The organism is Rahnella ecdela, from assembly GCF_019049625.1.
Lineage (GTDB): Bacteria > Pseudomonadota > Gammaproteobacteria > Enterobacterales > Enterobacteriaceae > Rahnella > Rahnella ecdela.
The window spans coordinates 291,515-311,542 of sequence record NZ_JAFMOY010000133.1; the positions used below are offsets into that span (position 1 = coordinate 291,515).

The following is a 20,028-nucleotide window of genomic DNA, read 5'->3' on the forward strand; positions in this document are numbered from 1 at the left end:
ACTCCGTCAGGGGGTTTCCTGCTGATAATCATAGTCGCTGCGCGCGGTTTGCACAGACTCACCGGTGCTGGCAAACGGATGCGCTTCCACACAGACCGGTTTCAGCGTGTGGTGCCGGAACCACTGCCGGTACCCTTTCACCACAAATCCCTCGCTGCGCGCAATGTAAACGTCGCGTTCGGCAAAATACACCTGACGCAGCGCATACCAGGGTACGCCCGGTAAATCGTGATGTACCAGATGATAATTGAGATTAAGAAACAGTAGTCGCCAGATAAAACCGGCTTCATTCAACGTTGAGCGTGCCTGCGGCGAATGCTCGGCGCGATGCTCATAAAAGGAGCGGACTTTAGTCAGGCTCAGCGCGGGATAACTCACCGCCAGAATGAAATACCCGGCTGACAGGCCGCGAAGCGACATCCAGTACAACAACCCTGTCAGCAAAACCCCGTGGAATATCCACATTCCCACCGTGCGCCAGTCCCCGTGAAATATCGCAGACAGCGCGCCGGTCAGCGTGGCGGAAATATCCAGCAACGGCCCGATCAGCATCCGTCCCGGCAGTGTGTTACGCAAACGGACAACTGCTTTCATCGCCGGTGACAGGCTTTCCCAGCTGGCACGGCTGAAATAATAAGCCTCAGGATCGTCGCCGGGCAGCGTCAGATGTTCATTACGGTGATGCTGTAAATGCGTGTCGCGATACAGGCCGTAGGGATACCAGACCGCCAGTGGCAGCGTGCCGAGCAGCTGATTCAGCCAGGGTTTGCGGGTCGGATGTCCGTGAATAAGTTCGTGTAGCAGCGACATATACCAGGTCGTGAACCAGATAAGCGCAGGCGTGGCAATCCACGCAGTGATGTCGTGCCAGAAATACACCAGCGCAAACCAGCCGCCATAAACCGTAGCGATCAGTGTCCAGGTAGGGATTTCCAGCCGCCACCAGAAACGGGCGGAGCGTGCAGCAATGTCTGCCCGCTGACGGGCGTTGAGGTAAAACGAGGAGGACGCCATAATGTGCCAGAGTAAGAAACCTTTGGCACATTATCTGGCAGAGAAAAGCCGCCGCTAACTAACTTTAAACGCTATCTATTGCCAGTTAGCGGCTTAAGGCATCAACCCTGTAAATCCTTTTGCACGGCCTGATTAAACTGCTCCATCGGGCAGAAACCTTGCTTATCAACGGCACAACCTTCGATTTGCAACGTGACGCGTTCCGGTGGATTTTTCAGGCTCAGCGCCACATTGTTGCGCAGCTGACGGGCCGTCGGATAAACATACTCAATCTTCATCAGATCTTTATCCGTCTTTTTATCGTGCCAGCGCTGGAAGACCACGGTTCCATTGATTGGCGTGCGTTCGTACTGACCCGGCAGCTGGTAATCCTGAGTTTTCAGCGCCGCAAGCAGTGACGCGATATTCGAATCATGCCCGACCAGCACCGCCAGTTTTGCCTGTTGTGCCGCTTTCTGATCTGCGGTCGTCGCCAGTTTTGGATCCAGCACGCCAGAAATAAAGGTCAGCAACGGTTTAGCCGCATTGGCAGCAATCGCCGGTGAGCCAAACAGCGTTTCGTGATAAAGGTTTTTGATATCCTCCAGTTTCTTCCACTGCTCTGGCGTAGTGATTTTGCCCCACGCCACGTCTTTCATCGGATAACCTTCGTAATATTGCAGCATAAACGCATCAGCCGCGCCGGTCGCCATACGTAGCGGCCCCGTAATACCTGGTTCTTTACCCTGCGTCAGTACGACGTCTGAAGGCTGAGAAGCCAGATCGCACTGCTGTTTTTCTTTGCAGATTTTACTGTTTTTATAATCGAGGATACTTTCCAGCAGCTGGTAGTTTGGCTTGAGGCGCTGATTCAGCCCCGCCAGACCGCCCTCACCTGCGTGCTGGTTAACAGAATTCAGTGCGTTGGTTTTGAAAGTCTCGTTCACATCTGCGGTGATAATCGGGTTAAACACCGGATCCATTTTGCCGATTTCTACGCGGTTAATAACGGATACATCACAACCCGGAAAAGCCCCCGTGGAGAAATGTTTCGCGGTATCAATGGTGCGCGGCAAGCTGTTGGCATAGGTAAAGACCTGTGCATTTGCCGGGCAACCGGTAGCAGGCAGCAATTTATCCTTCGCCAGCCAGGCGCGGAAGTAACGGCCCATATGTTCTGAATTCTGGCCGCCTTTTGGCGTCAGCAAGCCCCCTTCGGTTTTCCACACCGGCCAGGTATGCGTCGTGGATTCGGCGAGCACGTCACCGTAATTGACAAGCGGCGCGCGGATGCCGTGACGGCTGAGTACCAGAACTTGCTGGAGCTCTAAATTGTCAGACTGAGCCGCCTGAGCGGCTGGAAGCGAAAGCGGTAAAACGCAGGCAAGTGCAGACAACGCAAGATAACGGGATGCTTTTTTCACAAGTGATCCTCTTAATGAATAGTTTTGTAGATTCCCTGAAAACAAAAAACACCACAAAAACCAACAGATTGATTCTTGCGGTGAATTTTCAGCATAGTGGAATATTCATCAAAAGGGAGGGATCAGGTTCACATCCTGAATCTGGTCTTTGTTCAGTCACAAAGAAAGCGGCTCAGAACTGATACCTCAACCAGGCAAAGAAAACGTTGCCGTTGTTATAGGTTCCGGGAATATACGTCGCCTGAAATGTCAGTTTGTCATAACCGATGGATGCCAGCGGTAAAACAATGGGGATCGGAATATAGGCGTAGTCATCACGCGCTGTCACCGCCGCGGTATATCCTAAACCTAAACGAAAGTTTTTATCTTCCGCAGGCGTCCATATTTTCTCCCAGCCATAGCCACCGATAGGTTCCCATTTATTATGAGAATCCTTAAACGCCATAAAATAGATGCCGTTCCAGTTACCTTTTTCATCGTAGCGGGAAATACCATAACCCCCGCCCCACGGACGCTCGTTGTATCGGTCTGTTTTCTCTTTATCGTAAGTTAAACGGTTATGCCAGGTAATGACCGGCAGATAGAGATCTTGTGAATCTGAATCATTCCAGGTCGTCGAGACTTTATCTTTAAAGTCTGACCAGGTGTCAGAAAAACTGAATCCCTGCTGCTGGCTTTCAGGCGTAGTTATGGGACTGACTCCGCTATTTGTCGCCCAAGCAACCGGACTAAATAAAGCGATACATAAAAACTGATTTTTCCCTATGAAATTTTTCAACCGCATAATTATTCTCACTTCTTTTTTTAAGCTTTATCATATACAAAGCATGGTAGAAGAAGTTAAACGCGGGCATAACAAAAAACAGTTGCATACTATAATTATATGAAATTACAGTGATTGGGTTTTTATTTATCGGAATTATCTGTGAGGCATTTACGATAAATTTAAATTCCTCAGACACTTTATTACAGAAATATCTTACAGACAGGTCTTAAAAATCCCAGCGGAACCAGCCGAAGAGGACATTCCCTTTTGTGCTGGTTCCCGGAACATAAGTGGCCTGGAAAGTCAGCCGGGAATACCCCGCGGAAACCAGCGGCAATACCATCGGAAACGGCACGTAATCATAATTATCACGCGCCGAGACGGCGGCGATATATCCGACACCTAAGCGGAACTCTTTATCATCCAGCGGTTGCCATATTTTTTCATATCCGTATCCCGCAACCGGTTCCCATTTATTAAAGGAGTCTTTAAAGGCCATGGCATAAAGTGCGTGCCAGTTGCCCTTTTCATCATAACGTGAAATACCATAACCGCCACCCCAGGGATGCTCGTTATATCCTTCAATTTGTTTTTTACTGTGTGTATGCCGGTTATGGCGTGTTAGTACAGGAAGAAAGAGATCGTGATTTTGCGGCGCATCCCAGGTTTCAGTTATGTTGTTTTTAAAAGAAGCCCACAGTCCTTCATCATTATTCTGAGAAGAAATATTCTGTTCCTGAGGGTTAATAACTTTTTCCTGCGCCTGTACATTAATGGACACTAATAATGAGAGCGCAATAATCAAATATGAGAGTGCCGCACGAGAATTCGCGAGAAGTATATTTTTCATTGGCATATAAGCCCTGTTGAGTTGACCTGAGCATTATATGACGCCTAATACATATGAATAGTTAATGATACATTAAGTAAAAATAAACCAACTGAATGCAATAGTCGCTTACTCATCAAAAAACAGAGAGTTAGCATTTTCGCCAGAAGACCGAGCTGACATATTATTTTACATTTACCCACGCAGACGACGACTGCTTTTATTTCCTGATTTTCAGGCATAAAAAAATCCGCAGGCTTTCGCACTGCGGACTTTAATTACCAGAGCTGTTTAACGATTAGCCCAGCTGCTTACGCGCATTACGGAACATGCGCATCCACGGGCTGTCTTCGCTCCACTCTTCCGGATGCCAGGAGTTACTGACGGTACGGAAAACACGCTCAGGATGCGGCATCATTACGGTAACGCGACCGGACAGGTTGGTGACCGCCGTGATCCCGTTCGGTGAACCGTTCGGGTTGGCCGGATAGGCTTCGGTCGCCTGACCGTTGTTATCCACGAAGCGCAGCGCCACCAGATTGCTGTGCTCGATTTGCGCCAGGTGCGCTGCGTCACGCACTTCGACATGGCCTTCACCGTGGGAAACGGCGATTGGCATACGTGAACCGGCCATCCCCTGCATGAACATTGACGGGCTTGCTGTCACTTCTACCAGGCTGAAACGCGCTTCAAAGCGGTCAGACAGGTTGCGCACAAAGCGCGGCCAGTGCTCTGCGCCCGGGATGAGCTCTTTCAGGTTTGACATCATCTGGCAGCCGTTACACACACCCAGCGCCAATGTTTGCGGTCGGTGGAAGAATTCTTCGAACTCGTCACGCACACGGTCGTTAAACAGGACAGACTTCGCCCAGCCTTCACCCGCGCCCAGCACGTCTCCGTAAGAGAATCCGCCGCACGCCACCAGCGTGTGGAAATCCTGCAAATCGCGGCGACCGGCAAGCAGATCACTCATGTGGACGTCAACTGCATCGAAACCAGCGCGATGGAAAGCAGCCGCCATTTCAACGTGGGAGTTAACGCCCTGCTCGCGCAGTACCGCCACTTTCGGACGCGAACCTTTCGCAATGTACGGCGCAGCGACATCTTCGTCAGGGGCAAATGTCAGTTTGACGTTCAGACCCGGATCCAGATCGTTGGTTTTCGCCTGATGTTCCTGATCAGCACATTCAGGGTTATCGCGCAGGCGCTGCATCTGCCAGGTCGTTTCCGCCCACCAGGTGCGCAGCGTGGTGCGGCTTTCGCTGTACACCGGCTTGTCGCCCGAGGAAATAATGAAACGGTCACCGGTTTCAACCGTGCCGAGATAATGCGTGCAATCTGCCAGACCAAAATCAGCCAGCGTTTTCTCAACCGCTTCGCGGTCCGATGCACGCACCTGAATCACCGCGCCCAGTTCTTCGTTGAACAATGCCGCCAGTGAATCGCTGCCCAGCGCCGCGATATCTGCGGTCAGACCGCAATGTCCGGCGAAGGCCATTTCAGCCAGCGTCACCAGCAGACCGCCGTCGGAACGGTCGTGGTAGGCCAGTAATTTCTGCTCAGAGACCAGCACCTGCATGGCGTTAAAGAAGCCGCCCAGCTGCTCAGCACTGCGCACGTCAGCCGGCGTGTTGCCGAGCTGACGGTAAACCTGCGCCAGCGCAGTTGCACCCAGGGCGTTGTGACCGGCACCTAAATCCACCAGCAACAACGCAGAGTCACCTTTATCTGTGCGCAACTGAGGCGTTACGGTGTGGCGCACGTCTTCGACGCGGGCAAAGGCGGTGATCACCAGCGATAGCGGAGAGGTCATCTCACGCTGCTCGTTGCCTTCCTGCCAGCGGGTTTTCATCGACATGGAGTCTTTACCCACCGGAATGGTGATGCCCAGCGCCGGACAAAGTTCTTCGCCCACCGCTTTCACCGCTGCATATAAACCGGCATCTTCGCCCGGGTGACCGGCCGCAGACATCCAGTTTGCAGAAAGCTTAACGCGTTTCAGGCTGCCGATTTCGACCGCAGCAATGTTAGTCAGCGCTTCGCCAACGGCCATGCGTCCGGAAGCGGCGAAGTCCAGCAATGCCACCGGTGCGCGTTCGCCCAGAGACATCGCTTCGCCGTGGTAGCTGTCGAGGCTGGCGGTAGTGACCGCACAGTCAGCGACAGGGATCTGCCACGGTCCGACCATCTGGTCGCGCGCAACCATACCGGTGACAGTGCGGTCGCCGATGGTGATCAGGAAAGTTTTTTCCGCCACAGCAGGCAGATGCAGAACGCGTTTTACCGCTTCCGCAATCTGAATATTTTCCGCATTCAGTTCGTCGCCTTTGGCTTTCAGCGTGGTGACGTCGCGAGTCATTTTCGGAGTTTTGCCCAGCAAAACGTCCAGCGGCATATCAATTGGCTGGTTGTCGAAATGGCTGTCTTCCAGAGAAAGATGCATTTCTTCAGTGGCTTCGCCAATGACCGCATAAGGTGCACGCTCGCGCTGACAGATAGCATCGAACTGCTCGAGTTGTGCAGGCGAAACCGCCAGTACGTAACGTTCCTGAGATTCGTTACACCAGACTTCCAGCGGGCTCATACCCGGCTCGTCATTCAGAATGTCACGCAGCTGGAAACGACCGCCCCGGTTACCATCGCTGACCAGTTCAGGCATGGCATTCGATAATCCACCCGCACCTACGTCATGAATAAACAGAATCGGGTTGGCTTCGCCCAGCTGCCAGCAGCGGTCGATGACTTCCTGACAACGACGCTCCATTTCAGGGTTGTCGCGCTGTACGGAAGCAAAATCCAGATCCGCGTCGGACTGCCCAGATGCCATAGAAGACGCCGCGCCGCCGCCCAGACCGATATTCATCGCCGGACCGCCGAGCACAATCAGTTTCGCGCCAACGGTGATTTCACCTTTCTGCACGTGATCGGCACGGATGTTACCGATACCACCCGCCAGCATGATTGGCTTGTGGTAACCGCGCAGCTCCGGACCGTTATGGCTGTTGACGTTTTCTTCGTAAGTACGGAAGTAGCCCAGCAGCGCCGGACGACCAAATTCGTTGTTAAATGCTGCGCCACCCAGCGGGCCGTCAGTCATGATATCGAGCGCGGTAACGATACGATCCGGCTTACCGAAATCTTCTTCCCACGGCTGTTCAAAGCCAGGAATACGCAGGTTGGAAACGGAGAAACCGACCAGACCGGCTTTCGGTTTTGCACCACGACCGGTTGCGCCTTCGTCACGGATTTCACCGCCGGAGCCGGTTGCCGCACCCGGCCACGGAGAGATCGCCGTCGGGTGGTTATGGGTTTCAACCTTCATCAGGATATGCGCCTGTTCCTGATGGAAATCGTACAGACCGTCTTTCGCATCAGCGTAGAAACGACCGACCTGTGAACCTTCCATTACTGCGGCGTTATCTTTATACGCGGACAGCACGTGATCAGGCGTCTGTTCGAAAGTGTTCTTAATCATCTTGAACAGGGATTTCGGCTGTGTTTCGCCGTCGATAATCCAGTCTGCGTTGAAGATTTTATGGCGGCAGTGTTCTGAGTTGGCCTGTGCGAACATATACAGTTCGATGTCCGTCGGGTTGCGCCCCAACGACGTGAAAGCTTCCATCAGATAATCAATTTCATCCTGCGCCAGCGCCAGACCTAATTTAGTATTGGCGGCTTCGAGTGCGCCACGGCCAACGCCGAGGATATCAACATGCTGCACCGGCGCGGGCTGATGCTGCGCGAACAGCGCGCTGGCGTCTTCCAGACGGGTAAAGACGGTTTCCATCATGCGGTCATGCAGCAATGCGCCCAGCTCATTCCACTGCGCTTCGGTCAGTTGCGGCGCCTGCACATAAAATGCCAGACCACGCTCGAGGCGCAGAACCTGTGACAAACCGCAGTTGTGCGCGATATCGGTGGCTTTGGAAGACCACGGAGAAATAGTGCCCGGACGCGGGGTGACCAGCAGTAAACGACCAGAAGGAGCGTGTTCAGCGAGAGAAGGACCGTATTTGAGGAGGCGTTGTAACTTGGTTTGTTCGTCCGAATTCAGCGGTGCGCTGACGTCGGCAAAGTGTACATATTCGGCGTAGATATCACTGACCGGAAGGCGCGCTTCCTGACAACGGGACAATAACTTGTTAATGCGAAAAGCCGACAAAGCGGGCGAACCACGCAGTATTTCCATAATCACAGATCTCTCGTCTTCGAAGACACTGACCACAGTGCTTCATTGGGCGCAACAGGGGGAAAACGCGGGCTATTATAAAGAAAGCTTGCGTCCGACGAAACCGTTTGCGTCGGGAAACTTCACATTCCTTTATACCCATGCAAACTTCATGGCTATTATGAATAAAGTTGCAGACTGCCGTTTTGTTGAGCAAAATGCGTCAGCACTGGGGATATAACCATACTACCTGCACAGCATAGCGTAAAAAAACAAGAGCGCCGCAGCGAGATAACTATTTGACGCGACTAAAAATTAATTATGTTCTGATGGGGATCGCCGCCCTGTTACTGGCACTGGCCTTATGGCCTGCGGTGCCGTGGCACAGGGGTGAAGGTGATCAGCTGGATCAGATAAAATCCCGTGGAGAATTGCGCGTCAGCACGCTCAATTCTCCACTGACTTTTATGGACTCCCCTGAAGGCAATCTGGGCTTCGATTATGAACTGGCCAAACGCTTCGCAGATTATCTGGGCGTACAGCTGGTGATTTCTCAGCACACCACCATCGAGAGCATGTTCGACGATCTTGACCATGATAAAGCCGACATGCTGGCTTCCGGTCTGGTGTACAACAATGAGCGTCTGAAAAACTATCGTGCCGGCCCGGAATACTATTCCGTTTCCCAGCAGCTGGTTTACCGGCAGGGGGCCGTGCGCCCGAAAAGTTTTGCCGATATCAAAGGTTCGCTGGTGGTGTCTGCGGGCAGCGCCCATATCGCCACGCTGGAAGCCGCCAGCAAAAAATATCCTGATCTCACCTGGTCCACTACCGACAAGTTGTCACCGCGTGACCTGCTGCAACAAGTCGAAAACGGCAAACTGGATTACACGCTGGGAGATTCAGTCACCATCGCCCTGATGCAACGCGTCTATCCGCGCCTCGCCGTAGCTTTTGATGCCACTGACGACGAGCCTGTCACCTGGTACTACCGCAAACAACCTGATGACGACAGCCTTTCTGCCGCCATGCTGGATTTCTTCAGTCAGATTTCAGAAGACGGTACGCTGGAAAAGTTGGAGGAAAAATATCTCGGGCACGTCGGTGATTTCGATTATGTCGATACACGGACCTTCCTTAACGCCATCGACAGCACGTTGCCGGATTTACAGCCGCTGTTTGAAAAATACGCCCAGAATATTGACTGGCGTTTACTGGCGGCCATCGCTTATCAGGAATCCCACTGGGATCCGCAGGCGAAATCACCGACCGGCGTACGTGGCGTGATGATGCTGACCCGCGCGACGGCTGGCGGATTGAATGTCGATGACCGGACGGATGCCGAGCAAAGTATCCGTGGTGGTGCGCAGTATCTGTCGCATCTGATGGATAAAATGCCGGAATCTATTCCGCAGGATGAGCGGATCTGGTTTGCGCTGGCAGCCTACAACATGGGTTACGGTCATATGCTGGACGCCCGTAAACTGACCGCACAGCAGAAGGGCAATCCGGACAGCTGGGTGGATGTGAAGCAGCGCCTGCCGATGCTCAATCAGAAACGCTTCTTCAGCCGGACAACTTACGGTTATGCACGCGGTACGCAGGCGTACAACTACGTGGAGAATATCCGCCGCTATCAGCTCAGTCTGGTGGGATATCTGATGGAAAAAGAGAAACAGCAGGCCCAGAAAGCCGCGCTCCAGGCACAGCTGGGTCAGGGATATCCGGTGGTGGATGCACAGGAAGCGTTGGGGAAATAAGGCCTGAACAGCCTTATTCTTCTGCATTCCCTGAATCTGTTTTACCGAAAGTGACGTCCCCAGCCTGCGCCGCGCGTTCTGCCAACCGGAGCGCTTTCTTCTGACTTCGGCGAAAACGAAAGAAAGCGCTCAGCTGTTCAGAGCAGGCATCAGCCAGAACGTCCGACGTGATCTCCACCTGATGATTCATGCCGGGATGGCGCAGAACATCCATCAGGGAACCGGCGGCACCCGTTTTCGCATCGGCTGCGCCGTAGACCACGCGACGGATCCGGCTGTGGATCATGGCACCCGCGCACATCACACAAGGTTCCAGAGTCACATACAGCGTGGCATCCAGCAGGCGGTAATTTTGCACTGCGTTGCCGCCCTGACGCAGCGCCATAATTTCCGCATGCGCCGTCGGATCATGGTGTCCGATAGAACGGTTCCAGCCTTCACCAATCACCTGATTGTCCAGAACCAGCACGGCGCCCACCGGCACTTCGCCCTCCTCCTGCGCTTTCAGCGCCAGAGTCATTGCGTATTCCATCCAGCGTTCGTCATCGTTCACATCTGCTAATTCTGTCACAGCCACTTCAACCTCAGTCATTAATCCGCCGTCATTATACCTTTGTTAGCGCCGCCCGCCCACGGGGCATAATTACCAGCATGCATACAGTTCATTGGGGGTAATAGGTAATATTGCTAATATGATTGGTACCAAACGTTCTGATAGCCTGAATTGCTTATAGAATCGGATAATAACCTTGTATTTCAAGATGATTATGGAATGAAATTAGCCCGATTAATACGTGAATTATTGCGCCAGATCAATTGATGTTACCGGTAACAAGAATAAGGTTTCCTTGACCCTACTTAGAGCTGACAACAAGGAAAACGATTATGGCTACTGCAACTTTCTTTATCCCGTCCGTTAATGTTATTGGTTCTGGCGCGCTTAATGATGCGGCCACTGCTATCGCACAGCATGGTTTCCGCCACGCCCTGATCGTTACGGATAAAGTGTTATTCGATATCGGTGTGGTTAAACAGGTTCAGGAATTACTGGCAAAAAGCGATGTGCAAAGCAGCGTTTATCATGGAACCCATCCTAACCCAACCACCCGCAATGTCCGGGAAGGTCTGGAGATCCTGAAAACAAATGCCTGCGATTGCGTGATTTCACTCGGTGGTGGTTCACCACATGACTGCGCTAAGGGTATTGCGTTACTGGCCACTAACGGCGGTGACATCAAAGATTACGAAGGCGTTGATCGTTCTGATAAACCTCAGCTACCGCTGATTTCCATCAATACCACCGCAGGTACCGCCTCAGAAATGACCCGTTTCTGCATTATCACCGATGAAGAACGTCACATCAAAATGGCTATTGTGGACAAAAACGTAACGCCGCTGATGTCCGTAAATGATCCGCACCTGATGGTCGGCATGCCAAAAGGCCTGACCGCAGCGACCGGGATGGATGCCCTGACGCACGCCATCGAAGCTTATGTTTCCAGCGCGGCCAACCCGATTACGGATGCCTGTGCGCTGAAAGCGATCACCATGATCACTGACTCACTGCGCACTGCAGTGAAAGACGGTAAAAATATGCAGGCCCGTGAAGACATGGCTTACGCGCAGTTTCTTGCCGGGATGGCATTTAACAATGCGTCTCTTGGTTATGTTCACGCCATGGCGCACCAGTTAGGCGGTTTCTATAATCTGCCACACGGTGTCTGTAATGCCGTATTACTGCCTTTTGTTCAGGAATATAACGCCCGCGTGGCCAGTCCGCGTCTGAAAGACGTCGCCGCCGCCATGCACATTGATGTTTCTGCGATGACTGATGCGCAGGGTGCAAAAACCTGTATCGATGCTATCCGTCAGCTGGCACGCGATGTGGATATCCCCGCAGGTTTACGCGATCTCAATGTGAAGGAAGAAGATTTTAATACCCTGGCAACGAATGCGCTTAAAGATGCCTGCGCGCTGACTAATCCGATTCAGGGTACGCATGCTGATGTGGTTGGGATTTTTAAAGCCGCGTTCTGATGGCTGCTGATTTTATTGATCCCCACTGATATGCCCAAATAAAAACAGGCCAGAAATGGCCTGTTTTTTTATCTGCTGACGGTGGTGGAAATTATTCCAGCTGCTGTAATTCGCCTTGTTTACTCACGCGAAAACGGTGCTCGCAAAAAAACAACAGCGGGTTGTCCTGCTTACTGTCGCTGTAACCGCTGTAAAGTTTAAGCGGTGAGCCAATCCGGCTTTCCAGCTGTACGACTTTCTCTTCCCCGAGACAGCGCAGAGGCAACACCCAGCCACCTTTGCTCCGCGCAATACGGCTGCCGACCAGACGCACCTGCGGTAAAAACAGCGAAGTGTTATAAACCTGCTGCACCAGATTTTCGGGTGAGCCGGTGATCAGCCAGACTTCGGTATCGTCGCTGTCCAGATATTCGCGTAACCGGCGTTGTACCACAGGAAACTCCACCACTTTTTCGCGAAATGCGGTAACAAATTGCAGCTCCAGCGCTTTGAGACGCGCCTCGCTGTGACCAAAGGTAATGGCCCATAGCAACAGGCTCATTGGCCAGCGTGTTGCGCGTCCCTGAAAGAATAATCCCATTCCAATCAGCGGCAGCACCGGCACCACCAGAATTAGGTTCTGCGGCATTCTCCGCAGCAAAAACCGCAGAAAACTCCCGAACATATCCTGCTGATGCAGCGTTCCATCGAGATCAAAAAATACCACCCGTCGGTCAGGCTTAGTATTCAATCCATTACTCCTCGGGATCGTTGAACCCCATCAGCCAGGTAAAAATAAAACCTGCTAATACGGTAATGACTAAACCGGCCAGATACAACATCACTTTGCCAGAAATAATAGTCAGGGCCAGCGGCAGTCCGGAAATACCAAAGGTAATGACCGTAGCGACTTTCCAGTAACAGATTAGCGCACCGCCGACGGCGCCGCCTAAACACGCGCCAATAAATGGCCGGCCAAGCGGCAGCGTCACCCCGAAAATCAACGGTTCGCCGATGCCGAGGATCCCCACCGGCAACGCACCTTTAATCAGCTTTTTCAGCCGCGCGTTACGCGTTTTCATGTAAACCGCAATCGCCGCTCCCACCTGTCCGACACCTGCCATCGCCAAAATAGGCAGCAGCGGATTGGAACCATGCGCCTGAATCAGCTCAACGTGGATAGGCACCAGCCCCTGATGTAATCCTGAAAGCACCAGCGGAAGAAAAGTTCCTGCCAGCACTGCACCGACCAGTAATCCACCTTTATCAATCGCGATATTGACGCCATGCGCGATACCGTCCGAGATAAAACCGCCGAGCGGCTGGAGGATGACAATCGCCAGCGTCGCGGTGATAAGGGTGGTGATCAGCGGATTGAGGATCAGCTCGACCGATTCCGGCAGCCACTGACGCAGCCTTTTTTCGAGCCAGCACATCAGCGCGACAACCAGCAGGACCGCAATCACCCCGCCGCGCCCCGGCTGTAATGTTTCGCCAAACAGCGTAATTTGTGCCAGCGCCGGACTGGAGAGGATCCCAGCCATCACGCCGCCCATCGCCTGCGAACCGCCAAATACACGGGCAGCATTCACACCGACCAGAATATTCATGATGGCAAAAACGGCACCACCGAAAATCGCCAGCAGACCGAGGATATTGGGATAATCAGTGGCAATCGAACCGGCAATATCAGGCCGTTTGAGCAGATTGATAATGCCCATAATCAGACCTGAGGCGATAAACGCCGGGATCAGCGGAATGAAAACATCCGCCAGTTTGCGCAGTGCGCCACTCATCGGCGCAGAGTATTTGGCTTTCGCACCGGCTTTGTTGCGGGCAATATCGCCTTCACCCGCCGCTGTGGCGGTACCGGCAGAGCTTAGTAACAGACGCATGGCATCCACTACTTTGGCCGCCGCGCCAGGGCCGACGATAAACTGATGTTGCTCGCCCTGCTTCAGATAACCTTTAATTCCTTCCAGCGTTTTCAGGCTGGTCAGGTCCAGACGTGCATCGTCATAAACTTCGACGCGCACACGGGTCATGCAGTTTTCCAGCTTGCTGATATTTCCTTCGCCGCCCACACCCTGCAATATTTTAGAAGCCAGCAGGTGAGTTTTATCCATTGCTGTCGCCATACTTTTCTCCTGATTTAGCCAGCAAGTGCCGCGCGCAGGAAACCGTTATGCCGCTCCAGACGTGCTTTCGCCTGTGGCGCATCGATGCCCGCCAGTAACATGAGAATGGCCGGTTTTACTTCAAATTCAGTCTGAGAAAGCGCCAGTTCCGCATCAGTGCGAGCTGCCCCCGTAGCTTCCACCACAATGCGGCAGGCACGATCCACCAGTTTGACGTTGGTCGCTTTCACATCGACCATCAGGTTCTGATAGACCTTGCCGGTTTTCACCATCGCACCGGTAGAAATCATGTTCAGTACCAGTTTCTGTGCAGTGCCGGATTTCAGACGGGTTGATCCGGTCAGAGCCTCTGGCCCGACTACGGGAGAAATCGCGATCGTCGCTTCCTGTGCAATCGGCGAATCAGGATTGCAGGAAATCGCTATCGTGGCGCAGCCCAGTCCTGTGGCATAGCGTAATGCGCCGATGACGTAAGGCGTACGGCCGCTCGCCGCTAAGCCGACAACAGTGTCATCCGCGCTGAGATTGAGGTTTTTTAAATCTTCAACGCCCAGCGATTCGCTGTCTTCGGCCCCTTCAACCGCTTTAAGCAATGCGCCGGGGCCGCCGGCAATCAGGCCGACAACCATACCGTGTGGCACTCCGAACGTTGGCGGACACTCCGACGCATCCAGTACGCCCAGACGCCCGCTGGTTCCTGCACCAAGATAAATCAGACGACCACCGGCTTTAAATGAGGTGGCGGCTTTATCTACCGCTTGTGCAATCTGAGGAAGAACTTTACTTATCGCTTCCGGCACTTTGTAATCTTCGCGGTTAAAACAGGCCACGAGATCTGCCGTAGACATCTCATCGAGATTCAAAGTATCAGGGTTACGGGTTTCGGAAATGAGCGTGCCTAAGTTCATCTGAGGGGTCATGGTTGTCTCCTGAATTTTTAATTCAAATTTATCACTCAATATTTGAATATTTTATTCATCAATGCGAGAGATATTTGCTATTTTAGATAAGATAATCCGTAAAACGTGACCTATGTATTCTGAGAAGCCGGGATAAGCCACCATGAGTTGTATGATCCGTATCCGCCAGTTATATCCGACACTGGCACAAAATGACCGCAAGTTAGCTGATTTTTTACTGGCTCAGCCGGAAAAAGCGCGTCATATGAGCTCACAAAAACTGGCTGGAATGGCGGGTGTCAGTCAGTCTGGCGTGGTGAAGTTCGCGCAGAAACTCGGTTATAAAGGTTTCCCTGCATTGAAACTCGCCATGAGTGAATCGCTGGCCTCACCGAAAAATAGCGAGCCGGTCACCGTACATAATCAGATCCTGAACACTGACAGTCTGCATGTCGTGGGCGAGAAACTGCTTACCGAAAAGCAATCGGCTTTACGCGCAACGCTCGATATCAACAGCGAACCCCGTTTACAAATTGCATTATCGATGCTGGGCAGTGCCCGCAAAATTGTGCTGAGCGGCATTGGTGCGTCCGGGTTAGTGGCAAGGGACCTGGCATTTAAGCTGTTGAAAATAGGCGTCACGGCCATTGCCGAATCGGATACTCACGTTTTAGTGGCTACCGCACAGGCGCTTTCAAAGGAAGATTTACTGCTGGCGATTTCGTTCAGCGGTGAGCGCAGTGAAATCAATCTGGCGGCGAGGGTTGCCCGGGAAAGTGGGGCTAAAGTTCTGGCGATCACCGGTTTTTCGCCCAATACCCTGCAACAGCAGGCCGATCACTGTTTGTACACGGTCGCAGAATTACCGGCCACACGCGGAGCCGCACTGTCGGCGACCACAGCACAGTATTCATTGACCGATCTGCTATTTGTCGCGCTGGTTCAGCAGGATACCGAACATGCACCGGAGCGGATCCGACACAGCGAAGAACTGGTGAAAAAGCTGGTTTGATCAGGATCATTTGAGGGGTGGAAAGGCTGCGAGGCAGAACCTACACCAGCGCAATTCTGCTATACTGCGCGCCCTGATGACTGAACGATACGAGAAAACGCCATGGCCCTGCTGATCACACACAAATGCATTAATTGCGATATGTGCGAACCGGAGTGCCCGAATCAGGCGATCTCGATGGGTAATGAGATTTACGAAATTGACAGCGATCGCTGCACGGAATGTGTCGGGCATTACGACAAGCCGACCTGTCAGAGCGTCTGCCCGATCGACAATACGATCATCATCAATCCGCAACATACTGAAACCAACGAACAGCTTTGGGATAAGTTTGTGGTATTGCATCACGTCGTATAAGTGACGGCGTGATACAAAAAATCAGTTTTCAATAATTACTGTCGCGCAGGCATAACGGCGTTCATCGGCAAGCGTTACATGTACCGATTTCACGCCCATTTGTGCCGCCATTTCTGCTGCCCGGGCATGAAAAACCAGCCCCGGTTTACCAAGCGCATCATTGACCACTTCAAATTGCTCAAACGCCAGACCGTTACGAATACCGGTTCCCAGCGCTTTAGCCGCGGCTTCCTTAACGGCAAACCGCTTCGCCAGAAAACGAACCGGCTGCTGATGCTGCTGATAAACAGCCCATTCATTCGCGCATAAAATACGCTTTGCCAGCCGGTCGCCGCTGCGTTCAATCACTGCTTCGATACGGGAAATCTCTACGATATCCGTACCTAAACCTAGAATGCTCATTACCGGCGGGCTTCTCTCATCAGGTTTTTCATTTCACGTACTGCACCGGATAAACCGTCGATCACTGCCTGACCGATGATAGCGTGGCCGATATTCAGCTCATGCATTTCCGGCAGCGCCGCAATTGGCTGAACGTTATGATAAGTCAGCCCGTGACCGGCATTCACTTTCAGGCCTTTGCCTGCTGCGTAAGCCGCGCCCTGTTTGATGCGTTCCAACTCGGCCAGACGCTCAAGATCAGTTTTCGCTTCCGCATACGCACCGGTATGAATTTCGATGTATGGCGCACCGACCGCAACAGCGGCATCAATCTGTCGCAAATCCGGGTCGATAAACAGGGAAACCAAAATGCCCGCTTCGCTGAGACGGGAAACGGCAACGGTCATTTTATCCAGCTGACCGGCAACATCCAGACCGCCTTCTGTAGTCACTTCTTCACGCTTTTCCGGCACCAGGCAGCAGAAATGCGGCAGAACCTCGCAGGCAATGCCGACCATTTCATCGGTGACTGCCATCTCAAGATTCATACGGGTTTGGATGGTCTGGCGCAGAAGGCGCACGTCGCGGTCGGTGATGTGACGACGATCTTCACGCAGGTGGACGGTGATCCCATCAGCACCAGCCTGTTCAGCGATAAATGCCGCCTGAACCGGATCAGGGTAAGCCGTACCGCGTGCATTACGCAGTGTCGCGATGTGATCAATGTTAACGCCCAACAGCAACTCAGCCATAACAGCTCCAGATTTGAGAATGAATTGATTTATGAGTGGATCAGAAAAGCTATTTTCTGCAGTTTACACCCTTGATAGTGGCGAGGTGTAGCCCGAATCTGAATTAGCCGGAAGAATTGTCAGAAGGTGAGACAGGTTTTTTGACCTGAAACTGGCGGAACAGCTCGCGGCTTTTCAGTGGCTTGCCACCAAGATAGGGTTTCAGCGCCATACGGGTAAAACGTTTCGCAGCGCGCAATGTAGCAACATCCGGAAAATCCCGGCTGGCCAGCGCTTTCAAATCACGCCCGGTGAAGCTGGAATTATCAATGACCAGACTGGCGATAAAGCCTTTTTCTTCGCGGTAACGGTAGGTCATGGTGTCGCTGACTTCTTCGCCGCTGCCTGCACAATGCAGGAAATCCACGCCGTAACCCAAATGATGTAGTAACGCGAGTTCGAACTGGCGCAAAGCGTATTCAGGAGAACCGCTGGCGCTGGCCAGATTTTGCAGACAATTGAGATAATCGAAGAACAGCGAAGAGTAATTGGCTTCCTGCTCAAGCACGCGGGAAACGAGCTCGTTGACGTACAGGCCGCTGTAAAGCATCAGACCAGAAAGGGGAAGTGCCAGAGAAACCGGCTCGGCATTGCGCAGGGTTTTGACTTCTCCCCGCCCGCTCCAGCGAACCAGTAAAGGCGTAAAAGGCTGCAAGCAGCCTTTTAAATTGGACCGGCGGCCACGCGCACCTTTAGCCAGTATGCGTACCCGCCCTTGTCCCTCAGTGAATAAATCCAGCATGAGACTGGTTTCACTGTAAGGTCGCCCATGCAAAACAAATGCGCGTTGCCAGCCTTCCATAGGCGCGGACCTTATAAGTCGTCTGTGTAACCCAGGCTACGCAGCGCACGTTCGTCGTCTGCCCAGCCGGATTTAACCTTAACCCACAACTCAAGATGAACTTTCGCTTCGAACATGTTTTCCATGTCCTGACGCGATTCGATACCGATCGTCTTGATTTTTGAGCCTTTATTACCGATAACCATTTTCTTCTGGCCTTCACGTTCTACCAGAATCAGGCCATTGATGTCGTAGCCGCCACGTTCATTGCTGACAAACCGTTCGATTTCTACGGTTACAGAGTAAGGCAGTTCTTCGCCAAGGAAACGCATCAGTTTTTCACGGATGATTTCTGATGCCATAAAGCGCTGCGAACGGTCAGTAATATAATCTTCAGGGAAGTGATGAATCGCTTCTGGCAGACGCTTACGTACGATGCTGGCGATGGTATCTACATTGATACGTTTCTCGGCAGACATTGGCACAATGTCGATGAAGTTCATCTGCTCACTGAGGAACTGCAGATGTGGCAACAGCTTCGATTTGTCAGTGACATTATCGATTTTGTTGATAGCCAGCAGAACCGGCGCTTTAATATCGCGCAGTTTATTCACAACCATTTCGTCGTCAGGCGTCCAGTGGGTGCCTTCAACCACGAAAATAACCAGCTCAACGTCACCGATAGAACTGCTGGCAGCACGGTTCATCAGGCGGTTGATCGCCCGCTTTTCTTCCATGTGCAACCCAGGGGTGTCCACGTAGATAGCCTGATATGGCCCTTCGGTATGGATACCCATGATGCGGTGACGCGTTGTTTGCGGTTTGCGGGAAGTAATGGAGATTTTCTGCCCCAATAATTCATTCAGCAAGGTAGATTTACCGACGTTAGGACGGCCTACGATTGCAACAAAACCACAGTAATTCTTTTCTTCGCTCATTCAAGCTCCAGCTGTATCAGCGCTTGTTCCGCTGCCGCCTGCTCAGCTTTTCTGCGGCTTGAACCGGTTCCTACAACCGGCTGGCTCAAGCCACTGACCTGGCAGTGGATGGTAAACTCTTGGTCGTGCGCTTCACCGCGAACCTGCACAACCAGATAAGAAGGCAACGGCAGATGGCGACCTTGCAAAAACTCCTGTAAACGGGTCTTTGGGTCTTTCTGCTTATCACCGGGACTGATTTCGTCTAAACGACTACGGTACCAATCGAGAATCAGCTTTTCGACGTTCTGGATATCACTGTCCAGGAATACGCCGCCAATGAGTGCCTCCACCGTATCCGCAAGAATTGACTCACGGCGGAAACCACCACTTTTTAATTCGCCCGGCCCTAAGCGCAAGCATTCGCCAAGATCGAATTCACGTGCCATTTCAGCTAACGTATTTCCGCGCACCAGCGTGGCACGCATGCGACTCATATCGCCCTCGTCTACCCGAGGAAAACGTTGGTACAGTGCGTTAGCAATCACATAACTAAGAATGGAATCACCCAGGAACTCTAAACGCTCATTGTGTTTACTGCTTGCGCTGCGGTGAGTCAGTGCCTGCAATAAAAGCTCCTGCTGTTGAAAAGTGTAGCCCAGCTTCCGCTGAAGCCTGTTTATTACGATGGGATTCATGAGTTACCAATAGATCAAGAATGCGTCAAAAACTTCAGCATACGGAACAGGCCTGCTTCGCCCTAAGCCAATCCAAAGCTGTTTCGTTTGCAGTGGCT

Annotated in this window: 18 protein-coding genes; 4 read left to right on the forward strand and 14 right to left on the reverse strand. The window is 52.4% G+C overall.

The genetic code is table 11. The features are described from left to right. Window positions 1–6: 6 nt before the first annotated feature. From J1784_RS24680 to purL, 5 genes are all read right to left on the reverse strand, one after another. A complete protein-coding gene (locus J1784_RS24680; RefSeq protein WP_217151367.1) occupies window positions 7–1,014 on the reverse strand; it encodes a fatty acid desaturase in 1,008 nt (335 codons plus the stop codon). 101 nt (window positions 1,015–1,115) lie between these two features. Next, window positions 1,116–2,417 (reverse strand): bifunctional glucose-1-phosphatase/inositol phosphatase, encoded by a 1,302-nt coding sequence (agp, locus tag J1784_RS24685; protein ID WP_217151368.1) that lies wholly within the window; start codon window positions 2,415–2,417, stop codon window positions 1,116–1,118. Window positions 2,418–2,589: 172 nt separating this feature from the next. After that, the gene (pagP, locus tag J1784_RS24690; RefSeq protein WP_217151369.1) at window positions 2,590–3,201 is read right to left on the reverse strand and encodes a lipid IV(A) palmitoyltransferase PagP; all 612 of its coding nucleotides are present in this window, start codon (window positions 3,199–3,201) and stop codon (window positions 2,590–2,592) included. Window positions 3,202–3,409: 208 nt separating this feature from the next. Further along, window positions 3,410–4,033, reverse strand: a complete 624-nt coding sequence (pagP, locus tag J1784_RS24695; RefSeq protein WP_217151633.1) for a lipid IV(A) palmitoyltransferase PagP — start codon at window positions 4,031–4,033, stop codon at window positions 3,410–3,412. 277 nt (window positions 4,034–4,310) lie between these two features. Then, a complete protein-coding gene (purL, locus tag J1784_RS24700; RefSeq protein ID WP_338019947.1) occupies window positions 4,311–8,204 on the reverse strand; it encodes a phosphoribosylformylglycinamidine synthase in 3,894 nt (1,297 codons plus the stop codon). Window positions 8,205–8,479: 275 nt separating this feature from the next. Between purL and mltF the strand changes: the two genes are divergently transcribed. Then, window positions 8,480–9,940 carry a membrane-bound lytic murein transglycosylase MltF gene (mltF, locus tag J1784_RS24705; protein ID WP_217151371.1) on the forward strand — a complete coding sequence of 487 codons (1,461 nt, stop codon included), beginning with the start codon at window positions 8,480–8,482 and terminating at the stop codon, window positions 9,938–9,940. Between the two features lie 13 nt (window positions 9,941–9,953). Here mltF and tadA read toward each other — a convergent pair whose 3' ends face one another. Next, a complete protein-coding gene (gene tadA / locus J1784_RS24710) occupies window positions 9,954–10,532 on the reverse strand; it encodes a tRNA adenosine(34) deaminase TadA (protein ID WP_217151372.1) in 579 nt (192 codons plus the stop codon). Window positions 10,533–10,825: 293 nt separating this feature from the next. Between tadA and yiaY the strand changes: the two genes are divergently transcribed. Then, on the forward strand, window positions 10,826–11,977 hold the full coding sequence (yiaY, locus tag J1784_RS24715; protein ID WP_217151373.1) for an L-threonine dehydrogenase: 1,152 nt from the start codon (window positions 10,826–10,828) through the stop codon (window positions 11,975–11,977). A 91-nt stretch (window positions 11,978–12,068) separates the two neighbouring features. Here the strand turns inward: yiaY and yfhb are convergent, their stop codons facing one another. From yfhb to murQ, 3 genes are read right to left on the reverse strand one after another with little or no spacing between them, the layout of a single operon-like run. Beyond that, window positions 12,069–12,707: a phosphatidylglycerophosphatase C gene (yfhb, locus tag J1784_RS24720; protein WP_217151374.1), complete on the reverse strand. Its 639-nt coding sequence runs from the start codon at window positions 12,705–12,707 to the stop codon at window positions 12,069–12,071. A gap of 4 nt (window positions 12,708–12,711) precedes the next feature. Further along, window positions 12,712–14,082, reverse strand: coding sequence for a PTS transporter subunit EIIC (locus J1784_RS24725; RefSeq protein WP_217151634.1), 1,371 nt, complete (start codon window positions 14,080–14,082; stop codon window positions 12,712–12,714). 26 nt (window positions 14,083–14,108) lie between these two features. Next, window positions 14,109–15,002 (reverse strand): N-acetylmuramic acid 6-phosphate etherase, encoded by an 894-nt coding sequence (murQ, locus tag J1784_RS24730; protein ID WP_217151635.1) that lies wholly within the window; start codon window positions 15,000–15,002, stop codon window positions 14,109–14,111. A gap of 154 nt (window positions 15,003–15,156) precedes the next feature. Between murQ and J1784_RS24735 the strand changes: the two genes are divergently transcribed. Together J1784_RS24735 and J1784_RS24740 are read left to right on the forward strand one after the other, a co-directional pair. Beyond that, entirely contained in the window at window positions 15,157–16,005 is an 849-nt protein-coding gene (locus tag J1784_RS24735; protein ID WP_217151375.1) for a MurR/RpiR family transcriptional regulator, read from the forward strand. A 102-nt stretch (window positions 16,006–16,107) separates the two neighbouring features. After that, the gene (locus J1784_RS24740) at window positions 16,108–16,362 is read left to right on the forward strand and encodes a YfhL family 4Fe-4S dicluster ferredoxin (RefSeq protein WP_217151376.1); all 255 of its coding nucleotides are present in this window, start codon (window positions 16,108–16,110) and stop codon (window positions 16,360–16,362) included. A gap of 21 nt (window positions 16,363–16,383) precedes the next feature. Here J1784_RS24740 and acpS read toward each other — a convergent pair whose 3' ends face one another. From acpS to rnc, 5 genes are all read right to left on the reverse strand, one after another. Continuing rightward, entirely contained in the window at window positions 16,384–16,764 is a 381-nt protein-coding gene (gene acpS / locus J1784_RS24745) for a holo-ACP synthase (RefSeq protein ID WP_217151377.1), read from the reverse strand. Further along, window positions 16,764–17,495 carry a pyridoxine 5'-phosphate synthase gene (gene pdxJ / locus J1784_RS24750; protein ID WP_217151378.1) on the reverse strand — a complete coding sequence of 244 codons (732 nt, stop codon included), beginning with the start codon at window positions 17,493–17,495 and terminating at the stop codon, window positions 16,764–16,766. The genes acpS and pdxJ overlap by 1 nt, the downstream gene beginning before the upstream one ends. 103 nt (window positions 17,496–17,598) lie before the next feature. Beyond that, window positions 17,599–18,336 carry a DNA repair protein RecO gene (recO, locus tag J1784_RS24755; protein WP_217151379.1) on the reverse strand — a complete coding sequence of 246 codons (738 nt, stop codon included), beginning with the start codon at window positions 18,334–18,336 and terminating at the stop codon, window positions 17,599–17,601. An 11-nt stretch (window positions 18,337–18,347) separates the two neighbouring features. Further along, the gene (gene era / locus J1784_RS24760; protein ID WP_112164246.1) at window positions 18,348–19,253 is read right to left on the reverse strand and encodes a GTPase Era; all 906 of its coding nucleotides are present in this window, start codon (window positions 19,251–19,253) and stop codon (window positions 18,348–18,350) included. After that, complete coding sequence (gene rnc / locus J1784_RS24765) at window positions 19,250–19,930, reverse strand: ribonuclease III (RefSeq protein WP_056770851.1); 681 nt, start codon at window positions 19,928–19,930, stop codon at window positions 19,250–19,252. Before rnc ends, era begins: the two co-directional genes overlap by 4 nt. Window positions 19,931–20,028: the final 98 nt, after the last annotated feature.

Bases quoted from the DNA above. Each gene is read 5' to 3' on its own strand.
- J1784_RS24680 (WP_217151367.1), bottom strand. From the start codon at position 1,014: ATGGCGTCCTCCTCGTTTTACCTCAACGCCCGTCAGCGGGCAGACATT.
- pagP (WP_217151369.1), bottom strand. From the start codon at position 3,201: ATGCGGTTGAAAAATTTCATAGGGAAAAATCAGTTTTTATGTATCGCT.
- pagP (WP_217151633.1), bottom strand. From the start codon at position 4,033: ATGAAAAATATACTTCTCGCGAATTCTCGTGCGGCACTCTCATATTTG.
- tadA (WP_217151372.1), bottom strand. From the start codon at position 10,532: ATGACTGAGGTTGAAGTGGCTGTGACAGAATTAGCAGATGTGAACGAT.
- yiaY (WP_217151373.1), top strand. From the start codon at position 10,826: ATGGCTACTGCAACTTTCTTTATCCCGTCCGTTAATGTTATTGGTTCT.
- J1784_RS24725 (WP_217151634.1), bottom strand. From the start codon at position 14,082: ATGGATAAAACTCACCTGCTGGCTTCTAAAATATTGCAGGGTGTGGGC.
- murQ (WP_217151635.1), bottom strand. From the start codon at position 15,002: ATGAACTTAGGCACGCTCATTTCCGAAACCCGTAACCCTGATACTTTG.
- J1784_RS24735 (WP_217151375.1), top strand. From the start codon at position 15,157: ATGAGTTGTATGATCCGTATCCGCCAGTTATATCCGACACTGGCACAA.
- J1784_RS24740 (WP_217151376.1), top strand. From the start codon at position 16,108: ATGGCCCTGCTGATCACACACAAATGCATTAATTGCGATATGTGCGAA.
- acpS (WP_217151377.1), bottom strand. From the start codon at position 16,764: ATGAGCATTCTAGGTTTAGGTACGGATATCGTAGAGATTTCCCGTATC.
- pdxJ (WP_217151378.1), bottom strand. From the start codon at position 17,495: ATGGCTGAGTTGCTGTTGGGCGTTAACATTGATCACATCGCGACACTG.
- recO (WP_217151379.1), bottom strand. From the start codon at position 18,336: ATGGAAGGCTGGCAACGCGCATTTGTTTTGCATGGGCGACCTTACAGT.
- era (WP_112164246.1), bottom strand. From the start codon at position 19,253: ATGAGCGAAGAAAAGAATTACTGTGGTTTTGTTGCAATCGTAGGCCGT.
- rnc (WP_056770851.1), bottom strand. From the start codon at position 19,930: ATGAATCCCATCGTAATAAACAGGCTTCAGCGGAAGCTGGGCTACACT.